The organism is Bacillus sp. FSL R9-9497, assembly GCF_038005805.1.
GTDB lineage: Bacteria > Bacillota > Bacilli > Bacillales > Bacillaceae_G > Bacillus_A > Bacillus_A cereus.
Window position 1 is genome coordinate 1656647 of sequence record NZ_JBBOTY010000001.1, and the last position, 20519, is coordinate 1677165.

The window sequence follows — 20519 nt, forward strand, 5'->3', positions numbered from 1 at the left end:
ACGTAATCTACTTTTACAATAGAAAGGGTTGTGAATATATTATACTGGAAAAATAAATCGAAATAATATGAAAATTTTGTTTTGTCTTCGCTAATTGTATATTACATACATGTAAGACGACATACGTCATGTTATCGACTTGTAAGGAGAGAAAAAAATGAAAAGTGTAAGATTACCATCGATGCTAGAAATCATAGTTCTTTTATTACTATTTCTTGCTGTTGTCTTTTCCTTCCAAACGATTTTTGATCTCCCAATTCAATTAGCGCTATTTATTTCATGGTTTTTAGTAATTGCGCTTGGATTAAGATTAGGATTTCGTTATCAAGAATTGCAAGATGCAATTACGAAAGGGATTTCTAACGGATTAGAAGCGATACTGATTTTAGTTGCAGTAGGTGCTTTAATTGGAACATGGATTGCTGGTGGGGTAGTACCAACATTAATCTATTATGGATTAGAATTTATTCACCCTAGCATATTCCTATTAGCAACATTAATTATTTGTTCTATAACTTCTATCGCAACAGGAACGTCTTGGGGAACAGTGGGAACAGCAGGTATTGCTATGATGGCGATTGGTGAAGGCCTTGGTTTACCACTTCCGCTTGTTGCTGGTGCAGTTCTTTCAGGAGCTTATTTCGGCGACAAATTATCACCACTTTCTGATAGCACAGTTCTTGCAGCTTCTATGGCGAAAGTAGATGTTATTGCTCACGTTCGAGCTATGCTCGTATTAGATGTTCCAGCTTATATTATTACTAGTATTATGTTTACTGTAGCTGGTTGGATGTATGGCGGCGATAATGTAGATTTGAATCGAGTAGAATTTTTAAAAGAAGCTTTATTAAAGCAATTTGATATTAAAATATGGATGCTTGTTCCGGCGGTCATTGTTATCGTTCTATTAGCGATGAAGAAACCGTCTATGCCAACAATTGCAATGGGAGCTTTAATTGGTGCAATTTGGGCAACCCTTTTCCAAGGGATGAACTTTGGAGAGGCGATTGGAACAGCTTATAACGGATTCTCAATTCAATCTGGTGTTGAGTTTGTTGACAAGTTATTAAACCGTGGTGGAATTAACGGCATGCTTGGCTCAGTAGCCGTTATTATTTTCGGTTTAGGATTTGGTGGATTACTTGAAAAACTAGGTGTTTTAAAAGTAATCGTATCAAAATTTGAGAAGAAATTAAATTCTGCAGGTAATGTAACATTGTCTACATTAATCGTGGCATTCTTAGCTAATATATTTGGTTGTGCGATGTATGTATCACTAATTTTAACACCAAAAATTATGGAAGATAGCTATGATAAATTAAAAATAGACCGTCGTGTATTAGCGCGTAACTCAGAAGTAGGTGGAACGTTAACTTCAGGTATGGTTCCATGGTCTGATAATGGTATTTTTATGGCTGGTATTTTAGGTGTAGCAACGTTCTCATACGTTCCGTTTATGTGGTTAAGCTTCGTATCGTTAATTTTAGCAGTTATTTACGGATATACAGGCAAATTCATCTGGTATGTAGATGATGCAGATAAAGGAAAGCAAGCATCATAAAATAAAAATCACCTTCTACAATATGTAGAAGGTGATTTTTTTATTTTTTAATAGCATTTGCTGAAGTTATTTCATTCTCATATTTAGCAATTTTTTGTTGTATCTTTTTTAAGTTTTTTTCAGTGTCTTGAATGAGCTGTAAGACATTGGTCTCCTGTTGTTTCATTAATTCTAACCTTTGAAGGATGGTAGATTCTCCTTCCATAGACCAGTCGATAAATTGTTTTATTTTTTGAATTGGCATACCAGTGTTTTTTAAACACAAAATCATCTCTAAATATTTCAGTGCTTCTTCATCAAAAACTCGATCTCCTTTTTCGTTTCTTTGCAGAAAAGGGAACAGTCCTTGTTTATCGTAATAACGTATTTGAGAAATTGTTAAGTGTTGCATCTTGGCGACTTGTCCAATTGTATAATACATATCATTCATCCTTTTATTACCAAGGTATAATGCCATCTTTATTTAGTATTTTGCCATTATAGTTTGTTTCACTTAATGCATATTTAATAATAATTTTAGCACTTTCAGTGGTTGTATGGCCACCGGGGGAATTTCCATTAAGATCCGTAGTTGTAAAACCAGGAGTTACCCCAAATACTTCTGGACCGTTAGTAGCAAATTCTTTACTAAAAGCTAATGTTAAAGCATTAATAGCTGTTTTTGAAGAATTATATCCTAGTGTATTAATTGGATGTGTTTCACCATTAGAAAACATTGTTAGTGAGGCCATATCAGTTGTTACATTTATTATTTTACTGTTGCTTGAATTCTTTAATAATGGTAAAAAGGCTTGCATCATTTGGAAAGTTCCAAAAAAATTAACTTCAAATCCTTGGCGTAAAGTTTCAATATTTAATTCACTAGGTAGCATATTGAAGTCTAGCGCTATGCCTGCATTATTAATTAATAAATGTAAGTGATCAGTCGTTTCGTAAATTTTCTTTGTTGCTTCTTGAATGGATTGTGAATTTGAAATATCTACTTGAATATAGGAAACGTTTGAAACATTTAAAGATTCTACGGCTTGTTGTCCAAGTTGTTCATTACGAGCACCTAAAAATACGTGATAATCTTTTTCTGCTAATTGACGAACAAGTTCATATCCAATTCCTTTATTCGCACCTGTTATAAAAGCATATTTTTTCATATTGAATTCCTCCAGTAATGTTATAGTAGGTTACAATGGAAAGGATACAGCCTAAACTTAAGTTTAGGTCAAGAGGAATTTTTTTAAATAAATATAGAATATCTATATTTAAGAGTGAGAATTCTTATCATTTAAGAGGAAGTCTGTTATTATAAGAGATGTAGGTATTATATTTTCAAGGGGATGAAAACATGGAGTACAGAATTGAAAGAGATACATTAGGAGAAATAAAAGTTCCAGCTGATAAATTATGGGCAGCACAAACACAACGTAGTAAAGAAAACTTTCCAATTGGAACAGAGCAAATGCCGCTTGAAATTGTAAAAGCATTTGCAATTTTAAAGAAGAGTGCAGCGCTTAGCAATCAAAAATTAGGAAAGCTATCAGAAGAAAAAGCAGAAGCAATTGTAGAAGCTGCTGACGAAGTGATTGCAGGGAAATGGAATGAACATTTTCCGCTTGTCGTATGGCAAACAGGTAGTGGTACACAGTCAAATATGAATGTGAATGAAGTAATTGCAAATCGTGGGAATCAAATTTTGAAAGAGAAGGGATCTGACGTACATATTCATCCGAATGATGATGTGAACATGTCACAAAGTTCAAATGATACATTTCCAACGGCGCTTCATGTAGCTTGTGTAATCGCAGTAGAAAATCGCGTATTACCAGCGATTACGAAATTAAAAGAAACTTTAGCAGAAAAAGTAACTGCATTTGAACATATTATAAAAATTGGTCGTACACATTTACAAGATGCAACGCCGTTAACTTTAGGGCAAGAAATTAGCGGATGGCACCGTATGCTTGAAAAAACAGAGCGTATGATTGCAGAGAGCAATACATATATGAAAGAGTTAGCAATTGGTGGAACTGCGGTTGGAACAGGTATTAATGCTCATCCTAAATTTGGTGAGATGGTATCAGAGGAAATTAGTCAATTTACAGGTAAACAATTTGTTTCTGCACCAAATAAGTTCCATGCATTAACGAGCCATGATGAAGTTGTATATACTCACGGTGCATTAAAAGCATTAGCTGCGGATCTAATGAAGATCGCTAACGATGTACGTTGGCTTGCAAGTGGTCCACGTAGTGGTCTTGGAGAAATTATTATTCCAGCAAATGAACCGGGAAGCTCTATTATGCCAGGTAAAGTAAATCCAACGCAAAGTGAAGCGTTAACGATGGTTGTAGCGCAAGTAATGGGGAATGATGCAACAATCGGATTTGCTGCGAGCCAAGGTAACTTTGAGTTAAATGTATTTAAACCTGTTATTGCTTATAACTTCTTACAATCAGCTCACTTATTAGCGGATGCAATTGTTTCGTTTAATGACAATTGTGCAGTTGGTATTGAAGCAGATGAAGAAGTAATTAATGAAAATGTGAATCGCTCACTAATGCTTGTAACAGCGCTAAACCCACATATCGGATATGAAAATGCAGCGAAAATTGCGAAGCATGCTCATAAAGAAGGATTAACTTTAAAAGAAGCAGCATTGCAATCTGGGCTACTAACAGAAGAGCAATTTGATGAAATTGTAGATCCAAAGAAAATGATTGCTCCAAAAGAGTAATAGAAAAAGCCAAGGTTCTGAGTATAGAATCTTGGCTTTTTTGATGTTCATTTTTAAGTTTCATCTACTTGCAATAATGCAAGCTTCAAAATATATTATTTGTTAGCAGGCGTATTCATTACTTTCATCTGTGGGCAGTTCTCTTTTAAGAGTGAAATGAATTTTTCTTCTTCTAGTGGTACGAAAGAGGTCACTGAGTCAAATAAATTGTAATGTATTTCTAATTGTTGCCTGGTCCATTTTTTTGAACGAAGTTTTTTGCCAGAGTGCTTAATATGGCGAATGTCTTTAAATGGGATTTCAGTACGAAGTATGAAACCGTGTTTTACAACAAGAGATGATTCCGTTACGTTGTAGTGAGAGAAATAGAATGAAGAAAGATTCACGATATTTAGCAGCATCATGAGAGTGAAAAAAATAGAATTTTCATTTTGAAAGAATAACGAAACGAAAAAAATAATTATAAATAATGTAATGAAAATGACGTGGAATGGATTTTTTTTCGCTTTAAATTTCAAGTTAGTCACCTCGGTATACTTGTTCTGTAACTAAATTAAATCATAACATTGTGATAAAACGTGTGAATATGCAGAATTGCATATTCACACGTTTTATTATTCATGTAAAATTTCTTGATGGGATAAATTCAAAAGAAGTTTTGTAATAGTGGAGTGGCATAAAGTGACTTACAAGAATAGAAAGATAGCGTTAGTCATAATTAGTTGTATGATGATTATGAGTAGTTGTGCTAATAAATTTGTTGAAGATAGAAATCGAAAGCATACATTTGTACAAGCAAGTAAGGTTTTAGTAGAGACTGTAAATAGAATATATAAAGTGAAACGTTAATTAGTGGGAGGCTTACTGCCCGGTAAATAGCGGGATAAAAAGTAAAAGGTGTTTTCTTATACGGAAACATCTTTTTTGTAGTTAAAATTGAATACTGAAGTTTTGGAATGAGTGAATACCGGTTCCATATTCACTAATCGCATATGCGTTCTGTGCAATTTGCTTAACGGTAAACCAAGGGTCTTGAAGAATATTCATGTTCTATTTCACATCCTATAAAATGAATTTGTATAAACATATTCGCTTTTCGTTGTATTAACCCCTTTTGATAGATGTTTTTATAAAAGTTTATAAAATGGGCAAACGAAACGTTGAAATGTTTGTTTGTGTTGTGATAAGATGATGAAGTGGTAATAAACGATATAGTGATTTGTTTGGTTTTTAAATAAACATTTTGAAGGAGTGTTTAGTATGAGCGATATTTCAGAGAAGTTTTGGGATGCGTCAATAGAGGAATTAAAGAAAGGGTATGTGTTTGATGAAGAAAAAGAGGGGTACATTTGCTTAGCTTGTGGTGAAACATTTATTAAAGGTGTTATTTATCAAGATAATCAAGTTTTGTATGAAGCAGAGAAGTTCGTCCAATTGCATATTCAAAATGAGCATACGTCTATGTTTGATTATTTGCTAAATATGGATAAGAAATTTACTGGATTAACGGATTTACAAAAGAAAATGGTTCAGTTTTTCTATATGGGACTGAATGATAAAGAAATTGTAAAAGAGTTGGATGGCGGAAGTACATCAACAATTCGTAATCATCGATTTACACTGCGAGAGAAAATGAAGCAAGCAAAAGTATTTTTAGCGCTAATGGAATTATCAGAAGAAAAATCAAAAGTACAAACGAAATTTGTACCAATTCATAGAACAGCAACGATGGTGGATGACCGATACAATATTACGGAAGAAGAAAATAATGAAGTATTAAAAGCTCACTTTACAGAAGGATTAGATGGACCTCTCTCTAAATTTCCGAAGAAACAAAAGCGTAAATTAATTATATTGCGTCATTTAGTGAAGAAGTTTGATAGTAATAAAAAGTATACTGAAAAAGAAGTAAATACAGTGATAGAAAATGTATACTCTGATTTCGTAACTTTAAGAAGATATTTAATTGAATATGGATTTTTAGATCGAACAGCCGATGGAAGTCAATATTGGGTGAAGTTATAATCATAAGAAAAGAAAATGAATAGAAGCACAGTATTATAACAACTATACAAAGAGATAGATATTGAAAATAGATGTTTAATAAAAGGAGAAATGAAATTTGAAACCACCTGCAGATAACAATAAAGAAGGTGCGGAGTCACATAAGTTGGAAAGTGAGAGTAAACCGATTTGGAAATCGATGTCGATGTTTTTAGTACCGTTATTATTAAGTAATGTACTACAATCAGTTGGACAATTATTTGGTATGGTAGTAGTAGGAAGATGGCTTGGAGTTAATGATTTAGCGGCTATATCAGCATTCTTCCCATTATTTTTCTTGCTCGTTTCATTTGTAATTGGTATCGGTTCAGGAAGCTCTATTTTAATTGGTCAGGCGTTTGGTGCTAAAAACGAAGATCGTTTAAAAGCTATCGTTGGTACGACGCTGACATTTACCTTTATTATTGGAGTTGTGTTGGCGATAATAGGAAGTATTTTTGCGATGGATATTATGCGTCTAATGGGAACGCCAGAAAATATTATTGAAATAAGTGTACATTATGCACGGATTTTATTTATATCGATGCCAGTATTATTTTTATATTTCGCATATACAACATTTATGAGAGGTACAGGAGATTCTAAAACGCCATTTTACTTTTTAATTGTAAGTACAGTACTAAATATGATTTTATTACCAGTTCTTATTTTTGGATGGTTAGGAGCTCCGAAATTAGATGTGTATGGAGCAGCCTATGCATCTGTTATATCTACAGTTATTACGTTTATTGTCATGCTTGTGTATTTAAAGAAGAAAAATCACCCATTACAACTAGATGGAACGGTTAGAAAATACCTTCGAATGGATGGGGAGTTATTAAAGCTATTGCTAAGGCTCGGTATACCGGCAAGTATAAATATGATATTAGTTTCATTATCTGAGATTGCCGTAATCGCATTTGTAAATCGTTACGGTTCGGATGCAACAGCTGCTTACGGCGTTGTGAATCAAGTTGCAAGTTATGTACAAATGCCAGCAGTTAGCCTAGGTATTACAGTTTCTATTTTTGCAGCACAATCAATTGGGGCGAATCAATTTGATCGATTGCAGAAAGTTGTGAAGGCCGGAATTATTATGAACTACGTCATCGGTGGTGTGTTAATATCTCTTATTTATTTATTCTCAAGAGACATTTTATCACTATTTTTAACGAGTCAAACTACAATTGAAATTGCTCATAGCTTAGTTATGATTACGTTATGGAGTTATTTAATTTTCGGTCATGCACAAATTATTAGTGCGACAATGCGAGCGAGCGGTACAGTACTTTGGCCAACTGTTATTGGAGTTGTTTCAATTTGGCTTGTAGAAGTACCCGTAGCATATTATCTTTCTTACCATACAAGTCTTGGAATAGAAGGTATCTGGATCGGGTATCCAGCAGCATTTATTGTCAGCTTAATATTGCAGTATGCATATTATAAGCTTTCATGGCAAAAGAAACGAATTACACGATTAGTTAGTTAAATAGAAAAAATGTCCCTAAGTTATTAGACTTAGGGACATTTTTTCTTAAGTGCAGGTTTACAAATAGCTTTTTAAAGTTATATCAAAATGTTGTCTAATGAGTGTTTTATCACTCATATAAAACTCCCATGCTTTTTCCGATTCACCGATAATCTCAAAGGATTCCTCTGTAATATATAAAGCGCAATTATCCTCCAGTGCAATTCCTTCTATATTCCCTTGATGATTTTGTAAAAAGGAATGGAAGGCGTTCATTCTGTTTAATTGATTATAATGTGGACAAAATCTTTTATTAACAATCCCCCATCCATTACTCTCTATATAACCAGAACCTTCATAATCTGATCGGATACTAGACGTGAACCAACACATAGCACCAGCGCTATAGCCAGCAATAAGTGTCCCTTGTTGCAGAGCCAATAATAATTTTTCATCAAGTCTATGTTCTTTCCATTGCGTAAGCATGTGAATATAGTTTCCGCCACCTAGATAAATTAAATCGGCTGAATGAATCATCTCGTCTATTTCATACTTAGAAGGTGAATCTGTTGTAATGCGTAAAATTTGTACTTCACAATGTAATTGTTTTTCAAACGTGTCTAAAAATAATTTTATATAGCTTTCATCATCATGACTAGCCGTTGGAATAAACAATACTTTTGGATACTGTTTATTTGTTAATTCTATAAGGCGTTCATTAATAGGCAAGTGATTTGAATCTTGTAAATCACCGCCACCAATGACAGCTAATTTCATAGTAAAGCACCACCTAATTATTTTTGTTATATAAAAATTCGATAGAAGAGAGTTACATTCCTTCTCTATATGTAATGAATAAGTAGAAAATGTAGTTTAAGTATATCGGGATAGTAAAGAAACTACTGACTATATATACCAATGAATTAGAAACCATTCATTGATATATAATATTTCATACTAATGTTTCAAAAAATGGAAAAAATATGTTTAAATAGATGTAATGAAGCATTCATTCATATTGAATTTATACTTATATTTTAAAAGGGTATCGGAAATAATAGCGATTTTCTAAAACAGTTTTTACTTTTAATAGGAAGTTGTATTACAATATGGTAAAATTATTTCAATATATTTATTTAATATGAAATACAAAGAAGGAGCGTGAAAAAAGTGGATTTTCGATTTGAATTTACAACGAAGCTGAAAGAATACTTAGACGATGAGAAGGATGAAAAAATAATAAAAGATGGACATAGAGATGTAATTTTTCACTATTTATATGCGTTAGAGACTGAAATTGGCGTTGTTAAAAATCCTAATTTTACTTTTTTTGCATCAGGAAGACGTTCACATATAGTGTTAGAAAACGTTGAATTTAAAACAGAAGTAAATGTAAAAAGTAATATAATTGAAATTACAAAAATAGTGGATAATGTAGTTATTCCGTTAGATACTATCGTAGCGAAGGATCGGGAATTATTTGCCCTTGGGCGTAATGAGAAGTTTAGTGTACAAATATTAGAGCAGTATCTTTTTGATACATTTGGAGAAAAATTAGGTTTAAAATGAATGGAATAGCCTATGTATTTATGGGTAGTTAATTTTCATATATATCATTTACGTTTGACCTTTCATTTAATTTATACTACAATCCGTAGTGTGAAAGGAGTTGTACAATGTTTACTCAAAACTATAGGTTAAATGAGCAAGGATTAAATCATTTCTTTGGACCGCTTGAAGCGAAGATTATGGAGATTGTTTGGTCTAGCGATGGTATTACGATTAAAGAAGTCCAGCAGAAATTAAGTGAAGAATCGCCTGTGAATTTTAATACTGTTATGACAGTTATGAACAGGTTAGTAGAGAAATTACACTTAGAAAAACAGACTGTGAAAAGAAGTGGCATATATCGTGCTATACAAACGAAAGAAGAATTCTTATCCAATCAAACGAAGAAAATGACACAGGAATTAGTGGGGGAATTTGGAGATTTAGTTATAACACATATGATAGATGAGTTAGAGCAGGCTGATCCGAATTTAATAAAAAAATTAGAAGACAAATTGAATCAGTTAAAAAAAGAGGATCGATGAAATGAAAGGGCAAATGCGTAAAATCGTATTGTTAGCGCTCATTGTTAGTACCCTCTTTTTCAGCTTGTTATTGTATTATGTTACATATCCATTTCTCTTTCAAAATAAGGCATTCTTCCTTTCAAAGTTTTGCTTGTTTCAGTTAGAAAAACATATGAAAGAACTATCAATGGTTCGTATTATAATAGCGGGGTTATTATTAATTACTGTATTGATTGTTTGTAAAAGAATTTGGCGGCAATTTTTCTATAGTAAAAAAGTACAAAAAGTACTTATCCCATTTATTAGAAAAGGGAAACAAATATATATACTACCGACTGCGGAAGTTGCAGCGTTTACAATTGGATTATTCCGTCCGAAAGTTGTCATGTCGGAAGGTTTGCTTCAGACGTTTTCAGATGAAGAGATTGATGCGATTATTTTCCATGAAGAATATCATCAAAATAATTGGGATCCGCTAAAATTATTTTGTTTTACGTTATTAGCAGAAGGAATGATGTACATCCCGATATTAAAAGAATTGTTACAACGATATCATACGTATCAAGAGTTAGCAGCAGATAAATATGCGATGAAAAAAATGGAATCTTCATTTGAGTTAGGTAGCGCGTTATTAAAATTAATTAAAATAAAGACAATGGAAAATCGATGTGTTACAGCTTCATTTGCAAAAACAGCAATAAATTTACGAATCGAGCAAGTGTTAAATGAAAAGGTTGCTAAGCTTACTATTCCGTTACATACGAACTCGGTATATGTAACAGTAGGGTTATTCTGTGTGTCAATTGTACTTATTGTCGGAGAGTGCATATAGCCTCTTTTTTTAAGAATAAACACTACTATATGTAGTGTGGATAGAGGTGTTGTCATTTATATCATTATACTTTTTATCGCTATATATATCTTATTTATCATATATTACAGGTATTTTATTGTATACAAATCAAATGACGAAAATGACAGCATTCTTTATTCGTCTATTTGGTGGATTTACAGGTTTTTAAAAATGAGGAGGAAGAAAAGTGAAGAAACTAATTGCTATTATACTAGTAGGTGCTCTCGTTTGGGCGGGGGTTAACTTTTATAATTCAAAGAAAGAAGAAAAGGAAAGAAAAGCGAAACAAGCAGAGTTACAAGAGAAAGAAGTATTACCACAAGTAGGTTTTAAAGCACCTGGCATCACATTAAAAGGATTGGACGGAAAGTTGCAGTCGTTAAATGATGCCAAGGGAAAACCATATATTATTAATTTTTGGGCATCATGGTGTGGGCCGTGTGAAATGGAGGCACCTGACTTAGTTCATATGTATGATAAATATAAAAAGGATGTTGAAATTTTTGCGGTGAATGCAACTGTTAGTGACCCAGTACAAGAAGCAAGCGCATTTGCTAATCGCTATGGATTTGAGTTTCCGGTTCTACTAGATATGGACGGAGTAGCTGGACTAGATTATAAAGTATTCTCTTTACCGACGACATTTTTTGTTAATAAAGATGGAATTATAGTAGATCATGTACGAGGTGTATTACCACCAGATCAATTAGAAAAGAAATTTAAGAAATTGATTGAGAGCTAAAAGGGGATTTCGTGATGATGGAGTGGATCGTGAGATTACAACCCGTATCTCTTATAATTGGAAGTCTATTTGGATTTATGTTGATGAAACGAAAGATGAGGCATCAAAATGCATCATATGAAAAAATGATGGATGCCGTAACAAATGCGTTTCTTATCATCGTATTTGTATGGAAGTTTGCACCAGCAATTTTAAATCCTGTATGGGCTTTTGGGGCGCCAGTGCAAGCAATATTAGCTATTGGAAGTATGCAACATATTGTAGTAGGATGCGTAATTGCTAGTGTATACATTGTTTGGAAAAGTAAAAAGGAACAATTTTCGCTTCGTATTTTACTTGATGTACTCCCTTTTGGATTGTGTGTGTGCACTATCTTTTATTTTCTATTACATCATGAAGTAGGTGCACCAACGACACTACCATGGGGAATGAAAATATATGAATCTAAACTTTTATATCACCCTATATTCGTATACGAGATCATCCTTGCTCTTTGTATAATGGGCTTGTTATGGATGAAAAATGAAAGGCTCGGAAATGGAAAGAATATAAGTGTTTTTCTAATTATTGAGGGTTTTGCTCAAATCATTATTTCGCTTGTTAGTGAACAAAATTCGGTTCTGTTTGGTCTATCAGCACAGCAAATAATGAGCTTTTGTATTATTAGTTTAGGGATTTTGTTGGTGCCGAAAAAATAAAAGATAGCCATGTACAGAGAGTATCTGTGTATGGCTATCTTTTATAAGCGTATTATTATATTGTAGAAACCTAAAAACCCCTTTATTAGGGGTTTTTAGGTTTCTATAGGTCTGCATGTGTTTCTTGTTTATCTGTATCCCATTTTGGAAGTTGTTTTGCTTGTTGATTTTCAGTGAAATTATTAAAGCCAAAAGCAAGTATGCATGTAAAGGTTAAAATAGCTAAACTAATCTTTTTCATTATCTTAGTGCCTCCTTAGTTAATAATTTTTGTTTTGCTTCGTAAGTTTTGAAAAAATATTTTTGAGATTTCTCTATTTTATTCACTTTATGAAATTCTACTGCTAATAATTCGTAATATTCTTGTGCATAATCGTATAATTCTTTACTGTTAAAATATGTAGTGCCTGCAATGATTGCGTTTTCTAAGTCGTCTAGAATACCAGTGTGTTGTGTTTTTAAGATAGTGAAATGGTGTTTATATTCTTGATTATTTAATTCATTACAAATTTCTAAGCCTTTTTGAACCCAATCGTTTGCAAGTTCTTTTTCATTTAAACTAAAATGTTCTTTGGCTTGTAGAAAATTGGCTTTTAGGTGTTTAGGTAATTTGTTTGTAACTATTGTAAGATGTCTAATAGCAAGGGTTGATAGATTTTGAGAAGAGTAGAGCCAACCTAAGTTATTTCGAACTTTTAAGATTAGTGTATCGTCTTTCAGCTTTTGTAAAATATTGATTGCTGAATTATAGTTCTCTTCGGCTTGTTCGAATTGTTTTAAATAAACAGAACATGAGCCTAAAATGTTTTCGCATAGAGCTATTTTAATTTCATAACGTGGATATTTTGAGAAAATCTCTTTCGCTTGATTTGCATAATTGATTGCTGTAAGTGGTTTGTTTGTATGGTGATTAAATATAGCAAATTTATATTTATATTCAGCTTCTTCTAGTTCGCCTGGTACATGTTTTAAAAGGGATTCAGCTTTTTCGTATTCTTTTTTTGCTTCATCATAATTTCCAATAATGGTAGCATGTTCAGCTTTAAAAAAGTGATAATAATAAGTAATAAAGTCTTCAGTTATTGGATTGTCTAAACGAACAATTTGACTAAAAGTATCATACTTAATGTTTGTCCAATCGGTTAGGACCTTATATTTAAAGTTTAGTAGGGAGTAGTAAAGCGATAGATTTTGATCAGCTTCAATTTTATTAATCTGTTTCTCTATTTTTTCTTTTAATTGTTTCGCTTCAATTAATTGCTCCGCTACCATTACTTGATATAAAATGTTTAATTCGTTGACAATCTGTTCATGCCCTTTTAATAACACACTCATTATATATTCCCCCATCCGATAAAAGTATCCTAATTTAATTATTTCTATAATAGCAAAATAGAAGAAGTATAAGAGTAATTTTACCATATTTTTCAACAAAATTCTGAAAAATTAATTAATTTTTACGTATTTCTTATTTTTATGTGAATATTACAAGTGCCTCTGGTAGTGGTGGGATGAATCTGACTCATGATACGTTAGCATCAATGGGAGGGATAGCTTCACTTGTAAAAATGTTTTTAGGAGGATTGTTCGGATTGGGTCCAACTGTTAAGTTTTTAACAAAAATTTCACTTTCTTATTTAATAAAAACAGGATAATCCGCATTTTATAAGAATCATCCTGTTTTTATTGATACATTAAAAAATCGGCGGAGTAACAGAAAACAAAACAATGGCATTTTTTTTAAAATGATTCACCCATTTATGCTTTAAATAAGCAGGTATCTTTACACTGTCGCCAGTTTCTAATACGTATTCTTCCTCATTTAAATATAATGTGATTTTCCCATCTAAGACAAATGCTAATTCTTCTCCTTTATGTTCTAGCACATTTTCTGATGAAGCTGTATTAGGCGGGACGGTCATAATTGCTGTTGCTAAATTTCCAGTGAAATCAGGTGAAAGCATTTCATATGATAAATTATCAATAATCATTTTCTTTCGTTTATGGGAACGTACAATTAAATCGTCTGTATTTGTATCTTCAAGTAAAAAGCTAAATGTTGGCACATCAAGAGCTTTAGCAAGCACTTTTAATGTTTGAATAGAAGGGTTAGCAGACCCACGCTCAATTTGACTTAACATAGATGGTGTAATATCGGCCATCTTTGCTAGTTCTTTACTAGTTAAATCTTTTTCTTTTCTTTGTTTTTCAATTTTTTTACCAATATCTATATTTTCCATAATGAAAATCTCCTTAAGGGTTATTAAATTATATTTAAATAAATTAAATTAAAATTAACTAAAGTTAACGATTTGTGTTAAACTATATTAAAATTAATTTAATTATAATTTATTATATGGTGAGCTACAAGGATATAAGGAGGAAACAAAATGAAAGAAATAGGGGCATTACAAGCAGAATACCCATTAGTGAATAAACTTATTGCAACAGAAGAAGTATTTTGGATAAATCCAAACATAGAAAAGTATGAAAGGGCAATAAAAGATTCACCACTTAATGAAAAGAATGTAAAAGATGCGGAAGAGAGATTAAAGCGTTTTGCACCATATATTGCGAAAGTTTTTCCTGAAACGAAAGGGACGAATGGTATAATCGAATCACCTTTAGTGAAAATATCTTCTATGAAAGAAGCTTTAGAGACAAATTACAAGCAACCTATTTTAGGAGAATTATTATTAAAATGTGATAGTCATCTTCCGATATCAGGATCAATTAAAGCTAGGGGTGGCATTTATGAAGTGTTAAAATATGCTGAACAATTAGCTTTGCAGCATGGTATGTTAACAGAAGAAGATGATTATTCCATTTTAGATAGTGATACATGTAGAGAGTTTTTTGCCAAATATTCAATTGCGGTCGGTTCAACAGGAAATTTAGGGCTAAGCATTGGGATTATGAGTGCCAAACTAGGTTTTAACGTAACGGTTCATATGTCAGCAGATGCGAAACAATGGAAAAAAGATTTATTAAGAAGTAAAGGTGTAAACGTTATTGAATATGAAGATGATTATAGTAAAGCAGTAGAAGAAGGAAGAAGACAAGCGGATGCGGATCCTAGCTGTTATTTTGTAGATGATGAAAACTCACATGATTTATTTTTAGGATACGCAGTAGCAGCATCACGATTACAAAAGCAATTAGAAGAGTTAGAGGTTGTAGTAGATGAAGAGCATCCTTTATTCGTTTACCTTCCGTGCGGAGTAGGAGGCGGACCTGGCGGCGTCGCATTTGGTTTAAAGTTATTGTATAAAGACAACGTTCATTGTTTCTTTGCAGAGCCAACACATTCTCCTTGTATGTTACTCGGTTTAATGACAGGCCTTCATGATAAAATTGCTGTTCAAGATATCGGGATTGATAATGTAACAGACGCGGACGGACTAGCGGTAGGAAGACCGTCTGGATTTGTCGGTAAAACGATGGAACCATTTTTGAGTGGAAATTACACAGTAAGTGATGAAGAGTTATATAGATTGTTAAAAGAACTAGCTGATACGGAGAATATTTATTTAGAGCCTTCTGCACTAGCAGGTATGATTGGGCCAGTGAAAGTATGTAAAGAAGATGAGTATTTACAAAAGCAACAGTTAACAGAGAAGGTGAAAAAAGGTACTCATATTGTGTGGGGAACGGGTGGAAGTATGGTTCCAAAAGATGTAATGAATGAATATTATAGGAAAGGTTTGGAGTTAACGGTATAAGAAAAATGAGGCTAATTGTAGCCTCATTTTTTCATGTACATAAAAATCTTTGTTATTTTCACAATAGTTCTTTATAGTATATATAAAGGATAACTAATATGGAATAAATACAACAAAAAAGCTTTATTTTACATAATAAGAGGATGTGTATACGATGTCATTACAGACTAAATATATAGCGGGTATTTCGCTTGGGGTTATGGGGATAGGCTTTGCGGCTTCTATCCCTTTTCAAGGAACGGTAGCAGGAGAGATTATACAAGGGGGATTTGAAGCTGGGTTAGTTGGCGGGCTTGCAGATTGGTTTGCGGTTACTGCTTTATTCCGTCACCCGATGGGAATTCCAATTCCGCATACAGCTTTGTTACCTAAAAACCGTAAACGAGTAACGAAAGGGCTCATCAATACGTTAGAAAATGAGTGGCTAACGAAAGAAAGTATTACGAATAAAGTAAAAGAAATGCAGCTAGCACAAATGGTGCTACAAATTGCAGAGAGAGAAATGCAGTCTGATGCTGTGAAAAAAGGCATTGTAACGATTGCTGAGAAGGCGATTGCTTCAATCGATACAGAAAAATTAGCGGTTATTATTGAAAAAGAATTAAAGACGTATTTACATACAATTAATACAAATAACATTTTACAAGTGCTTGTTGATCAATTAGTTGTGCAAGAATATGATGAGAAGACACTTGATTACATATTAGTGAAGGTAAAAGATTGGACAGCGCAAGATGAAGCTCGTTACCAGCTCGGTAGCTTAGGTATGAAGGCGATGGAAAATATAAAAGTAGATGGATTCTTGCAGTTTACTTTGAAATCATTTATGAATATTGTAGATGAAGATAAAATTGGCGGCATTTTGCAGAAGTTTATCATTAGTAATATTAACAGCCTACAAGAGGCTGATAATAGCACAAGACAACTTATATTAGCGAAGATTCGTCAAGAAATTATCAATGTAAAAGAAAATGAAGCCTTATTAAAGGAATTAGAAAATTGGAAAGAAAAGTGGATTGCGAATTGGGATGCTACTGACAAAATAAAAGAGATGCTAGAGCAAGTACAACAAAGAGCAGTTGCTTTTGTAAATAATGAAGAATTTGCTGATAAATATGTTATTCCATTTTTACAAAAACAAATGAATAAAATAAAAGAAGATGAACAGACAGTTCAAAAAATAGAAGATTGGTTACAAAAACAAGTTGTAAGTCTTGTTGAGAAGAACCATTCGAAAATTGGTAAGCTTGTACAAGAAAACCTTGATAAGTTAGATGATAAAACGTTGATCGAAATGATTGAAAATAATGTCGGTAAAGATTTGCAGTGGATCCGAGTGAACGGGGCGGTTTGCGGATTTATGATTGGATTAGTGTTAGAAGGAATTAAAGCGATTATATGAGAAAAACCTTCCGCAATTGCGGAAGGTTTTTCTCATTTTTCGATAACGCTCATATTCAAATTATAAGTTTTCTCAATATTTAACTTGTACGTCCCATTTCCAGTTTTAATCGAATTTTTATACCAATGTTCTTGGTTGTTTAATTCTGGATGTTCTTCTGAAGAAGTATTTTCGTTTTTCGTTAAATCTTCTACTTGTTCCCAAGGTGTACTTCCATGTGTTTCTTTTTGATTCGTTACTGCTGTTAAAGATACATCACTTTCTTTTGCAAGATGGACAGACACTCTTGAGCTTTCCTGTACAAACCAATTATTTTGTAATTGACCTGGATAAAGAGATAGTTCGTTATTTGAAGCACGGATTTCCACATTTTTATTTTGCGGAAGAACAAGCGTTGGTTTCACCTGTGGTGCTGAATTAAATAACGTATGCTGAACAGGTAATGATTTTAAAGTGATATACATCGTTTCTCCAGCCGTTTGAACTGAAAGGAAATCATCTCGTTTTAAATTGAGTTTTTCATTTGCTTTCGTTGTCATTTCATAAGTTCCCAAAAGATGAATTTGATTTGTATTATTTCCCTCTATCGTTAGAGGTTGATGTCCTGCATCTACTACGATTTTTTTGATAGATTCAGGTATATCAAATTGTCCGTCTGGAATATTACTCGTTTGCCTCGTTGTGTTAATAGAGTGACGAACTTCTTCTAGTAATCCAGTTGATAATAAACAGTAAAAAGCAATTCCGACGCTTCCTAAAACGCCGATAAAGAAAATACTAAAAATATCATATTTAATAAATGATTGTTCCTTCTTAGAAAATAGAAGGTATAGTAAAACTTCGGCTCCAAGTATGATGAGTAAAACTGGCCACCATGCAGTTAGTGTATCTAATACTTGAATTCCTTTTACGACTGAAAATAGTAAAAAGCATCCTAACGATATAATAGAAAGCCCCATTGAGAATGTTCCAACACGCCAAGTCCTCATTCGCTTGTCCCACCTTTGTTTTCTTTATTTCCAAGTAACAATTTAAAGCCGCCGCCAATTAAAAGGAGCGCAACGATAGATGTTTGGAAATAGCGATAATATAGTTCACTAAGATGAATATTAAATATAGTTACAAAATAATCATTCAAAATAGGAAGGACTGTTTGATTTAATAAATAATAACCACCGAGTGTAATTAATCCGATACCGATCCATCTTTGATGATTTATAAAATAATCGATAATGGGTTCGTCTTGAACTCGTTCTTTTCCGTATTTTGCTGTTTGCTGTAACGCATCAAAAAAGCTATAGAACCAAATGATTGGTACTAAAAATAAAAACGCAGAAAGTCTTAATAAGTCGAGTAAATAAATAGATAGTAAGAAGGCTGCCATAAGCTGAAGACCACGGCGTTGTAAGCCTAAATACATATGACCTGCTCCAGGGAACATCGCTAAAATAGAAGCAAATGTTTTACTTTTCTTTCCCTGCTCTCGATGTTCTTCAAAATCTTCGAAAATAGTACGGTCAATTAATTGCTCGCCACGTTCTTTTTTCTGTAGTTGCTGAACAACGTCAAAGAAATTATAAATCCATAAAACAGGTAACGTAATAAGGAAGATAAGAAAACTTTCTTGCGATGTTAAAAGTGCAACGAAAATGATCATACTTCCGATTCCTGTGCAAGCTACTAAAAATGTAAGTCCGCGTTGCATAAGTCCTAATTGGAAATGGCCAAGTCCAGGGATGATGGATAAGAGAATGATATAAAATCGTTCGCTCTCTTTAGAGGAATTTATCACTTCTCCAGCTTCTTGCTTTTTCGTTTGGTTTATAATGGTGATAACTAAATCTAGTAAGTTAATTACCCATAGAACAGCTAGTAAAAATAGAGAAAGAAAAGCAATATCACGTTCTCTTACTACTATGGTACAAAATACTGCAAAGGAGAATAGAAATAGTGATCCTCCGCTATATAAAATAAACCGTCCTAGCTTTTTTAAGTATAAATGTCCAAGCCCAGGAATTAGCCCTAATACAAGTGCTAAAAAGGGATTTTTATTCATGCTTTGAACCTCCGTCCTTTTTCGATGTGTCTACCGATTTGTTTACAATTTGTTGTGAAATAGAAGACTCGTTATGTTTTGAAGATTTCTCTAAATTTGATGTCGCTGTAAAAATATACTGAAATAAACCACTTACCATAAAAATAATTGTAGCCGCAGTCGCAATTATGTAATGAATGATCGTGCGCTTTAGTGAGGTTGTTTTTATATTTTCATTAGACTGTAGTGTTTCAAAATTAATTTGCGTCATAACTTCGTTCGTAAATGAATCATCATTTATCATTGGAAGGTTTTCATGTTGTTCATCAATACTTTCCATATAAAGTGCTAAACAATGATCACATTCATAAAGATGTTCTTCCATAGATTCACGTTCATTGCTTTCTATAAAATCTAATGTATAATTGCGCCAATCTTCTTTTGAATAATGCATCATAGAAACTCTTCCTCCTTCCAATGTTTTTTAATCCATTTTCGTGCTCGATACAGTTTCATTTCGACTGTTTTTACTTCGATGTTTTCCTGTAAAGCAATTTCTTGATAGCTCTTTTCTTCTAAGTAATGTGCGAGAACGACGTCACGGTAATTTTCGGGAAGTTCTCTCAGTTTTTGAGCAATGAGTAATTTTTGCTCTTTCGTCAATAATAAAGCCTCAATATTATGAGAGGACTGTATATTTTCCTCAGCTTCTTTACATAAGGAGAGTTCTTCACTTTCTCTAGCTTTCTTTCTCTTATAATCAATAGCGTGATTGGTGGCAATACGTGCCATCCACGTTTTTAATCCGCGAAATTGATAATTTGGGAGAGAGGTGTGAATTTTTACGAATACTTCTTGTGTAACATCTTTCGCATCTTCTTCATGTCTTAAAATAGAAAAGATAACTTGAAAAATATAATGACGATATGTTTGTACAAGGATACGAAAAGCATGCTCGCTTCCTTGCTGTGCTTTTTCAATTAATTGTTTTTCCTCAATCGGTCTCTCCCTCCTTTTTGACGCATTCTATTATATAGACGTAAAGAATGATAAGTCACCCTACACATTTTGTAAAAAAAGAATAATATATTTTTTGCGGGAGAGCTAGATGAAAAAAGGTGTGAAAAAATGGTAAAGAGAAGTATATAATGAGCAAGTAGGAAATGTTATACGGAGAAAGGATGTGAATGTT

Annotated in this window: 25 protein-coding genes; 14 read left to right on the plus strand and 11 right to left on the minus strand. The window is 33.0% G+C overall.

The features are described from left to right. Window positions 1-157: 157 nt before the first annotated feature. Window positions 158-1561 carry a Na+/H+ antiporter NhaC gene (gene nhaC, locus MKY21_RS08675; RefSeq protein ID WP_000843992.1) on the plus strand — a complete coding sequence of 468 codons (1404 nt, stop codon included), beginning with the start codon at window positions 158-160 and terminating at the stop codon, window positions 1559-1561. Window positions 1562-1601: 40 nt separating this feature from the next. Here nhaC and MKY21_RS08680 read toward each other — a convergent pair whose 3' ends face one another. Together MKY21_RS08680 and MKY21_RS08685 are read right to left on the minus strand one after the other, a co-directional pair. Further along, the gene (locus MKY21_RS08680) at window positions 1602-1982 is read right to left on the minus strand and encodes a MerR family transcriptional regulator (RefSeq protein WP_000291861.1); all 381 of its coding nucleotides are present in this window, start codon (window positions 1980-1982) and stop codon (window positions 1602-1604) included. Window positions 1983-1998: 16 nt separating this feature from the next. Beyond that, window positions 1999-2709, minus strand: coding sequence for an SDR family NAD(P)-dependent oxidoreductase (locus MKY21_RS08685; protein WP_016117541.1), 711 nt, complete (start codon window positions 2707-2709; stop codon window positions 1999-2001). Window positions 2710-2900: 191 nt separating this feature from the next. Between MKY21_RS08685 and fumC the strand changes: the two genes are divergently transcribed. After that, window positions 2901-4289 carry a class II fumarate hydratase gene (gene fumC / locus MKY21_RS08690; protein ID WP_061664437.1) on the plus strand — a complete coding sequence of 463 codons (1389 nt, stop codon included), beginning with the start codon at window positions 2901-2903 and terminating at the stop codon, window positions 4287-4289. A gap of 95 nt (window positions 4290-4384) precedes the next feature. On the opposite strand, the gene MKY21_RS08695 is transcribed toward fumC, so the two are convergent. Beyond that, window positions 4385-4807 carry a PH domain-containing protein gene (locus tag MKY21_RS08695; RefSeq protein WP_044796727.1) on the minus strand — a complete coding sequence of 141 codons (423 nt, stop codon included), beginning with the start codon at window positions 4805-4807 and terminating at the stop codon, window positions 4385-4387. Between the two features lie 163 nt (window positions 4808-4970). Here MKY21_RS08695 and MKY21_RS08700 point away from each other — a divergent pair, with 163 nt between their 5' ends. From MKY21_RS08700 to MKY21_RS08710, 3 genes are all read left to right on the plus strand, one after another. Continuing rightward, a complete protein-coding gene (locus MKY21_RS08700; protein ID WP_000221433.1) occupies window positions 4971-5138 on the plus strand; it encodes a hypothetical protein in 168 nt (55 codons plus the stop codon). Window positions 5139-5549: 411 nt separating this feature from the next. Continuing rightward, window positions 5550-6314 carry a DUF2087 domain-containing protein gene (locus tag MKY21_RS08705; RefSeq protein ID WP_016117543.1) on the plus strand — a complete coding sequence of 255 codons (765 nt, stop codon included), beginning with the start codon at window positions 5550-5552 and terminating at the stop codon, window positions 6312-6314. 97 nt (window positions 6315-6411) lie between these two features. After that, window positions 6412-7821 carry an MATE family efflux transporter gene (locus MKY21_RS08710; RefSeq protein ID WP_044796725.1) on the plus strand — a complete coding sequence of 470 codons (1410 nt, stop codon included), beginning with the start codon at window positions 6412-6414 and terminating at the stop codon, window positions 7819-7821. Between the two features lie 57 nt (window positions 7822-7878). Here MKY21_RS08710 and MKY21_RS08715 read toward each other — a convergent pair whose 3' ends face one another. Then, entirely contained in the window at window positions 7879-8577 is a 699-nt protein-coding gene (locus tag MKY21_RS08715) for a peptidase E (protein ID WP_016117545.1), read from the minus strand. Between the two features lie 393 nt (window positions 8578-8970). Between MKY21_RS08715 and MKY21_RS08720 the strand changes: the two genes are divergently transcribed. The 6 genes from MKY21_RS08720 (at window position 8971) to MKY21_RS08745 (ending at window position 12168) form a co-directional block, all read left to right on the plus strand. Continuing rightward, the gene (locus tag MKY21_RS08720; protein WP_142318432.1) at window positions 8971-9369 is read left to right on the plus strand and encodes a DUF3942 family protein; all 399 of its coding nucleotides are present in this window, start codon (window positions 8971-8973) and stop codon (window positions 9367-9369) included. Between the two features lie 107 nt (window positions 9370-9476). Next, the gene (locus MKY21_RS08725) at window positions 9477-9893 is read left to right on the plus strand and encodes a BlaI/MecI/CopY family transcriptional regulator (RefSeq protein ID WP_000495079.1); all 417 of its coding nucleotides are present in this window, start codon (window positions 9477-9479) and stop codon (window positions 9891-9893) included. Window position 9894: 1 nt separating this feature from the next. Then, window positions 9895-10707, plus strand: coding sequence for a M56 family metallopeptidase (locus MKY21_RS08730; RefSeq protein WP_016117547.1), 813 nt, complete (start codon window positions 9895-9897; stop codon window positions 10705-10707). 49 nt (window positions 10708-10756) lie between these two features. Further along, on the plus strand, window positions 10757-10897 hold the full coding sequence (locus MKY21_RS08735) for a hypothetical protein (RefSeq protein WP_162495399.1): 141 nt from the start codon (window positions 10757-10759) through the stop codon (window positions 10895-10897). A gap of 18 nt (window positions 10898-10915) precedes the next feature. Next, complete coding sequence (locus tag MKY21_RS08740) at window positions 10916-11470, plus strand: TlpA family protein disulfide reductase (RefSeq protein WP_000733185.1); 555 nt, start codon at window positions 10916-10918, stop codon at window positions 11468-11470. A gap of 17 nt (window positions 11471-11487) precedes the next feature. Then, the gene (locus tag MKY21_RS08745; RefSeq protein ID WP_033693872.1) at window positions 11488-12168 is read left to right on the plus strand and encodes a prolipoprotein diacylglyceryl transferase family protein; all 681 of its coding nucleotides are present in this window, start codon (window positions 11488-11490) and stop codon (window positions 12166-12168) included. Between the two features lie 103 nt (window positions 12169-12271). On the opposite strand, the gene MKY21_RS08750 is transcribed toward MKY21_RS08745, so the two are convergent. Further along, entirely contained in the window at window positions 12272-12409 is a 138-nt protein-coding gene (locus MKY21_RS08750) for a hypothetical protein (RefSeq protein WP_000724010.1), read from the minus strand. Continuing rightward, a complete protein-coding gene (locus tag MKY21_RS08755; RefSeq protein WP_000114846.1) occupies window positions 12409-13503 on the minus strand; it encodes a response regulator aspartate phosphatase in 1095 nt (364 codons plus the stop codon). Before MKY21_RS08755 ends, MKY21_RS08750 begins: the two co-directional genes overlap by 1 nt. Window positions 13504-13646: 143 nt before the next feature. On the opposite strand from MKY21_RS08755, the gene MKY21_RS08760 reads away from it, so the two are divergent. After that, on the plus strand, window positions 13647-13823 hold the full coding sequence (locus MKY21_RS08760) for a hypothetical protein (RefSeq protein ID WP_001999537.1): 177 nt from the start codon (window positions 13647-13649) through the stop codon (window positions 13821-13823). Window positions 13824-13862: 39 nt separating this feature from the next. On the opposite strand, the gene MKY21_RS08765 is transcribed toward MKY21_RS08760, so the two are convergent. Continuing rightward, a complete protein-coding gene (locus MKY21_RS08765) occupies window positions 13863-14408 on the minus strand; it encodes a helix-turn-helix domain-containing protein (RefSeq protein WP_086392039.1) in 546 nt (181 codons plus the stop codon). A 150-nt stretch (window positions 14409-14558) separates the two neighbouring features. Here MKY21_RS08765 and MKY21_RS08770 point away from each other — a divergent pair, with 150 nt between their 5' ends. Next, on the plus strand, window positions 14559-15890 hold the full coding sequence (locus MKY21_RS08770; protein WP_061664942.1) for a D-serine ammonia-lyase: 1332 nt from the start codon (window positions 14559-14561) through the stop codon (window positions 15888-15890). Window positions 15891-16044: 154 nt separating this feature from the next. Then, window positions 16045-17292, plus strand: a complete 1248-nt coding sequence (locus tag MKY21_RS08775) for a DUF445 domain-containing protein (RefSeq protein WP_137070149.1) — start codon at window positions 16045-16047, stop codon at window positions 17290-17292. 32 nt (window positions 17293-17324) lie between these two features. Here MKY21_RS08775 and exsE read toward each other — a convergent pair whose 3' ends face one another. The 4 genes from exsE to MKY21_RS08795 are packed head-to-tail and all read right to left on the minus strand — an operon-like array spanning window position 17325 to window position 20326. Next, on the minus strand, window positions 17325-18281 hold the full coding sequence (gene exsE / locus MKY21_RS08780) for an exosporium protein ExsE (RefSeq protein ID WP_086392037.1): 957 nt from the start codon (window positions 18279-18281) through the stop codon (window positions 17325-17327). Continuing rightward, on the minus strand, window positions 18278-19348 hold the full coding sequence (locus MKY21_RS08785) for a hypothetical protein (protein ID WP_001039124.1): 1071 nt from the start codon (window positions 19346-19348) through the stop codon (window positions 18278-18280). Before MKY21_RS08785 ends, exsE begins: the two co-directional genes overlap by 4 nt. Then, complete coding sequence (locus MKY21_RS08790; protein WP_000972351.1) at window positions 19341-19784, minus strand: hypothetical protein; 444 nt, start codon at window positions 19782-19784, stop codon at window positions 19341-19343. The genes MKY21_RS08785 and MKY21_RS08790 overlap by 8 nt, the downstream gene beginning before the upstream one ends. Further along, window positions 19781-20326: an RNA polymerase sigma factor gene (locus MKY21_RS08795; RefSeq protein WP_306461541.1), complete on the minus strand. Its 546-nt coding sequence runs from the start codon at window positions 20324-20326 to the stop codon at window positions 19781-19783. Before MKY21_RS08795 ends, MKY21_RS08790 begins: the two co-directional genes overlap by 4 nt. Window positions 20327-20519: the final 193 nt, after the last annotated feature.

Coding starts and splice junctions, on each gene's coding strand:
- MKY21_RS08680 (WP_000291861.1), bottom strand. CDS start 1,982: ATGTATTATACAATTGGACAAGTCGCCAAGATGCAACACTTAACAATT.
- MKY21_RS08705 (WP_016117543.1), top strand. CDS start 5,550: ATGAGCGATATTTCAGAGAAGTTTTGGGATGCGTCAATAGAGGAATTA.
- MKY21_RS08725 (WP_000495079.1), top strand. CDS start 9,477: ATGTTTACTCAAAACTATAGGTTAAATGAGCAAGGATTAAATCATTTC.
- MKY21_RS08715 (WP_016117545.1), bottom strand. CDS start 8,577: ATGAAATTAGCTGTCATTGGTGGCGGTGATTTACAAGATTCAAATCAC.
- MKY21_RS08755 (WP_000114846.1), bottom strand. CDS start 13,503: ATGAGTGTGTTATTAAAAGGGCATGAACAGATTGTCAACGAATTAAAC.
- MKY21_RS08770 (WP_061664942.1), top strand. CDS start 14,559: ATGAAAGAAATAGGGGCATTACAAGCAGAATACCCATTAGTGAATAAA.
- nhaC (WP_000843992.1), top strand. CDS start 158: ATGAAAAGTGTAAGATTACCATCGATGCTAGAAATCATAGTTCTTTTA.
- MKY21_RS08730 (WP_016117547.1), top strand. CDS start 9,895: ATGAAAGGGCAAATGCGTAAAATCGTATTGTTAGCGCTCATTGTTAGT.
- MKY21_RS08685 (WP_016117541.1), bottom strand. CDS start 2,709: ATGAAAAAATATGCTTTTATAACAGGTGCGAATAAAGGAATTGGATAT.
- MKY21_RS08775 (WP_137070149.1), top strand. CDS start 16,045: ATGTCATTACAGACTAAATATATAGCGGGTATTTCGCTTGGGGTTATG.
- MKY21_RS08745 (WP_033693872.1), top strand. CDS start 11,488: ATGGAGTGGATCGTGAGATTACAACCCGTATCTCTTATAATTGGAAGT.
- exsE (WP_086392037.1), bottom strand. CDS start 18,281: ATGAGGACTTGGCGTGTTGGAACATTCTCAATGGGGCTTTCTATTATA.
- MKY21_RS08765 (WP_086392039.1), bottom strand. CDS start 14,408: ATGGAAAATATAGATATTGGTAAAAAAATTGAAAAACAAAGAAAAGAA.
- fumC (WP_061664437.1), top strand. CDS start 2,901: ATGGAGTACAGAATTGAAAGAGATACATTAGGAGAAATAAAAGTTCCA.
- MKY21_RS08790 (WP_000972351.1), bottom strand. CDS start 19,784: ATGATGCATTATTCAAAAGAAGATTGGCGCAATTATACATTAGATTTT.
- MKY21_RS08785 (WP_001039124.1), bottom strand. CDS start 19,348: ATGAATAAAAATCCCTTTTTAGCACTTGTATTAGGGCTAATTCCTGGG.
- MKY21_RS08750 (WP_000724010.1), bottom strand. CDS start 12,409: ATGAAAAAGATTAGTTTAGCTATTTTAACCTTTACATGCATACTTGCT.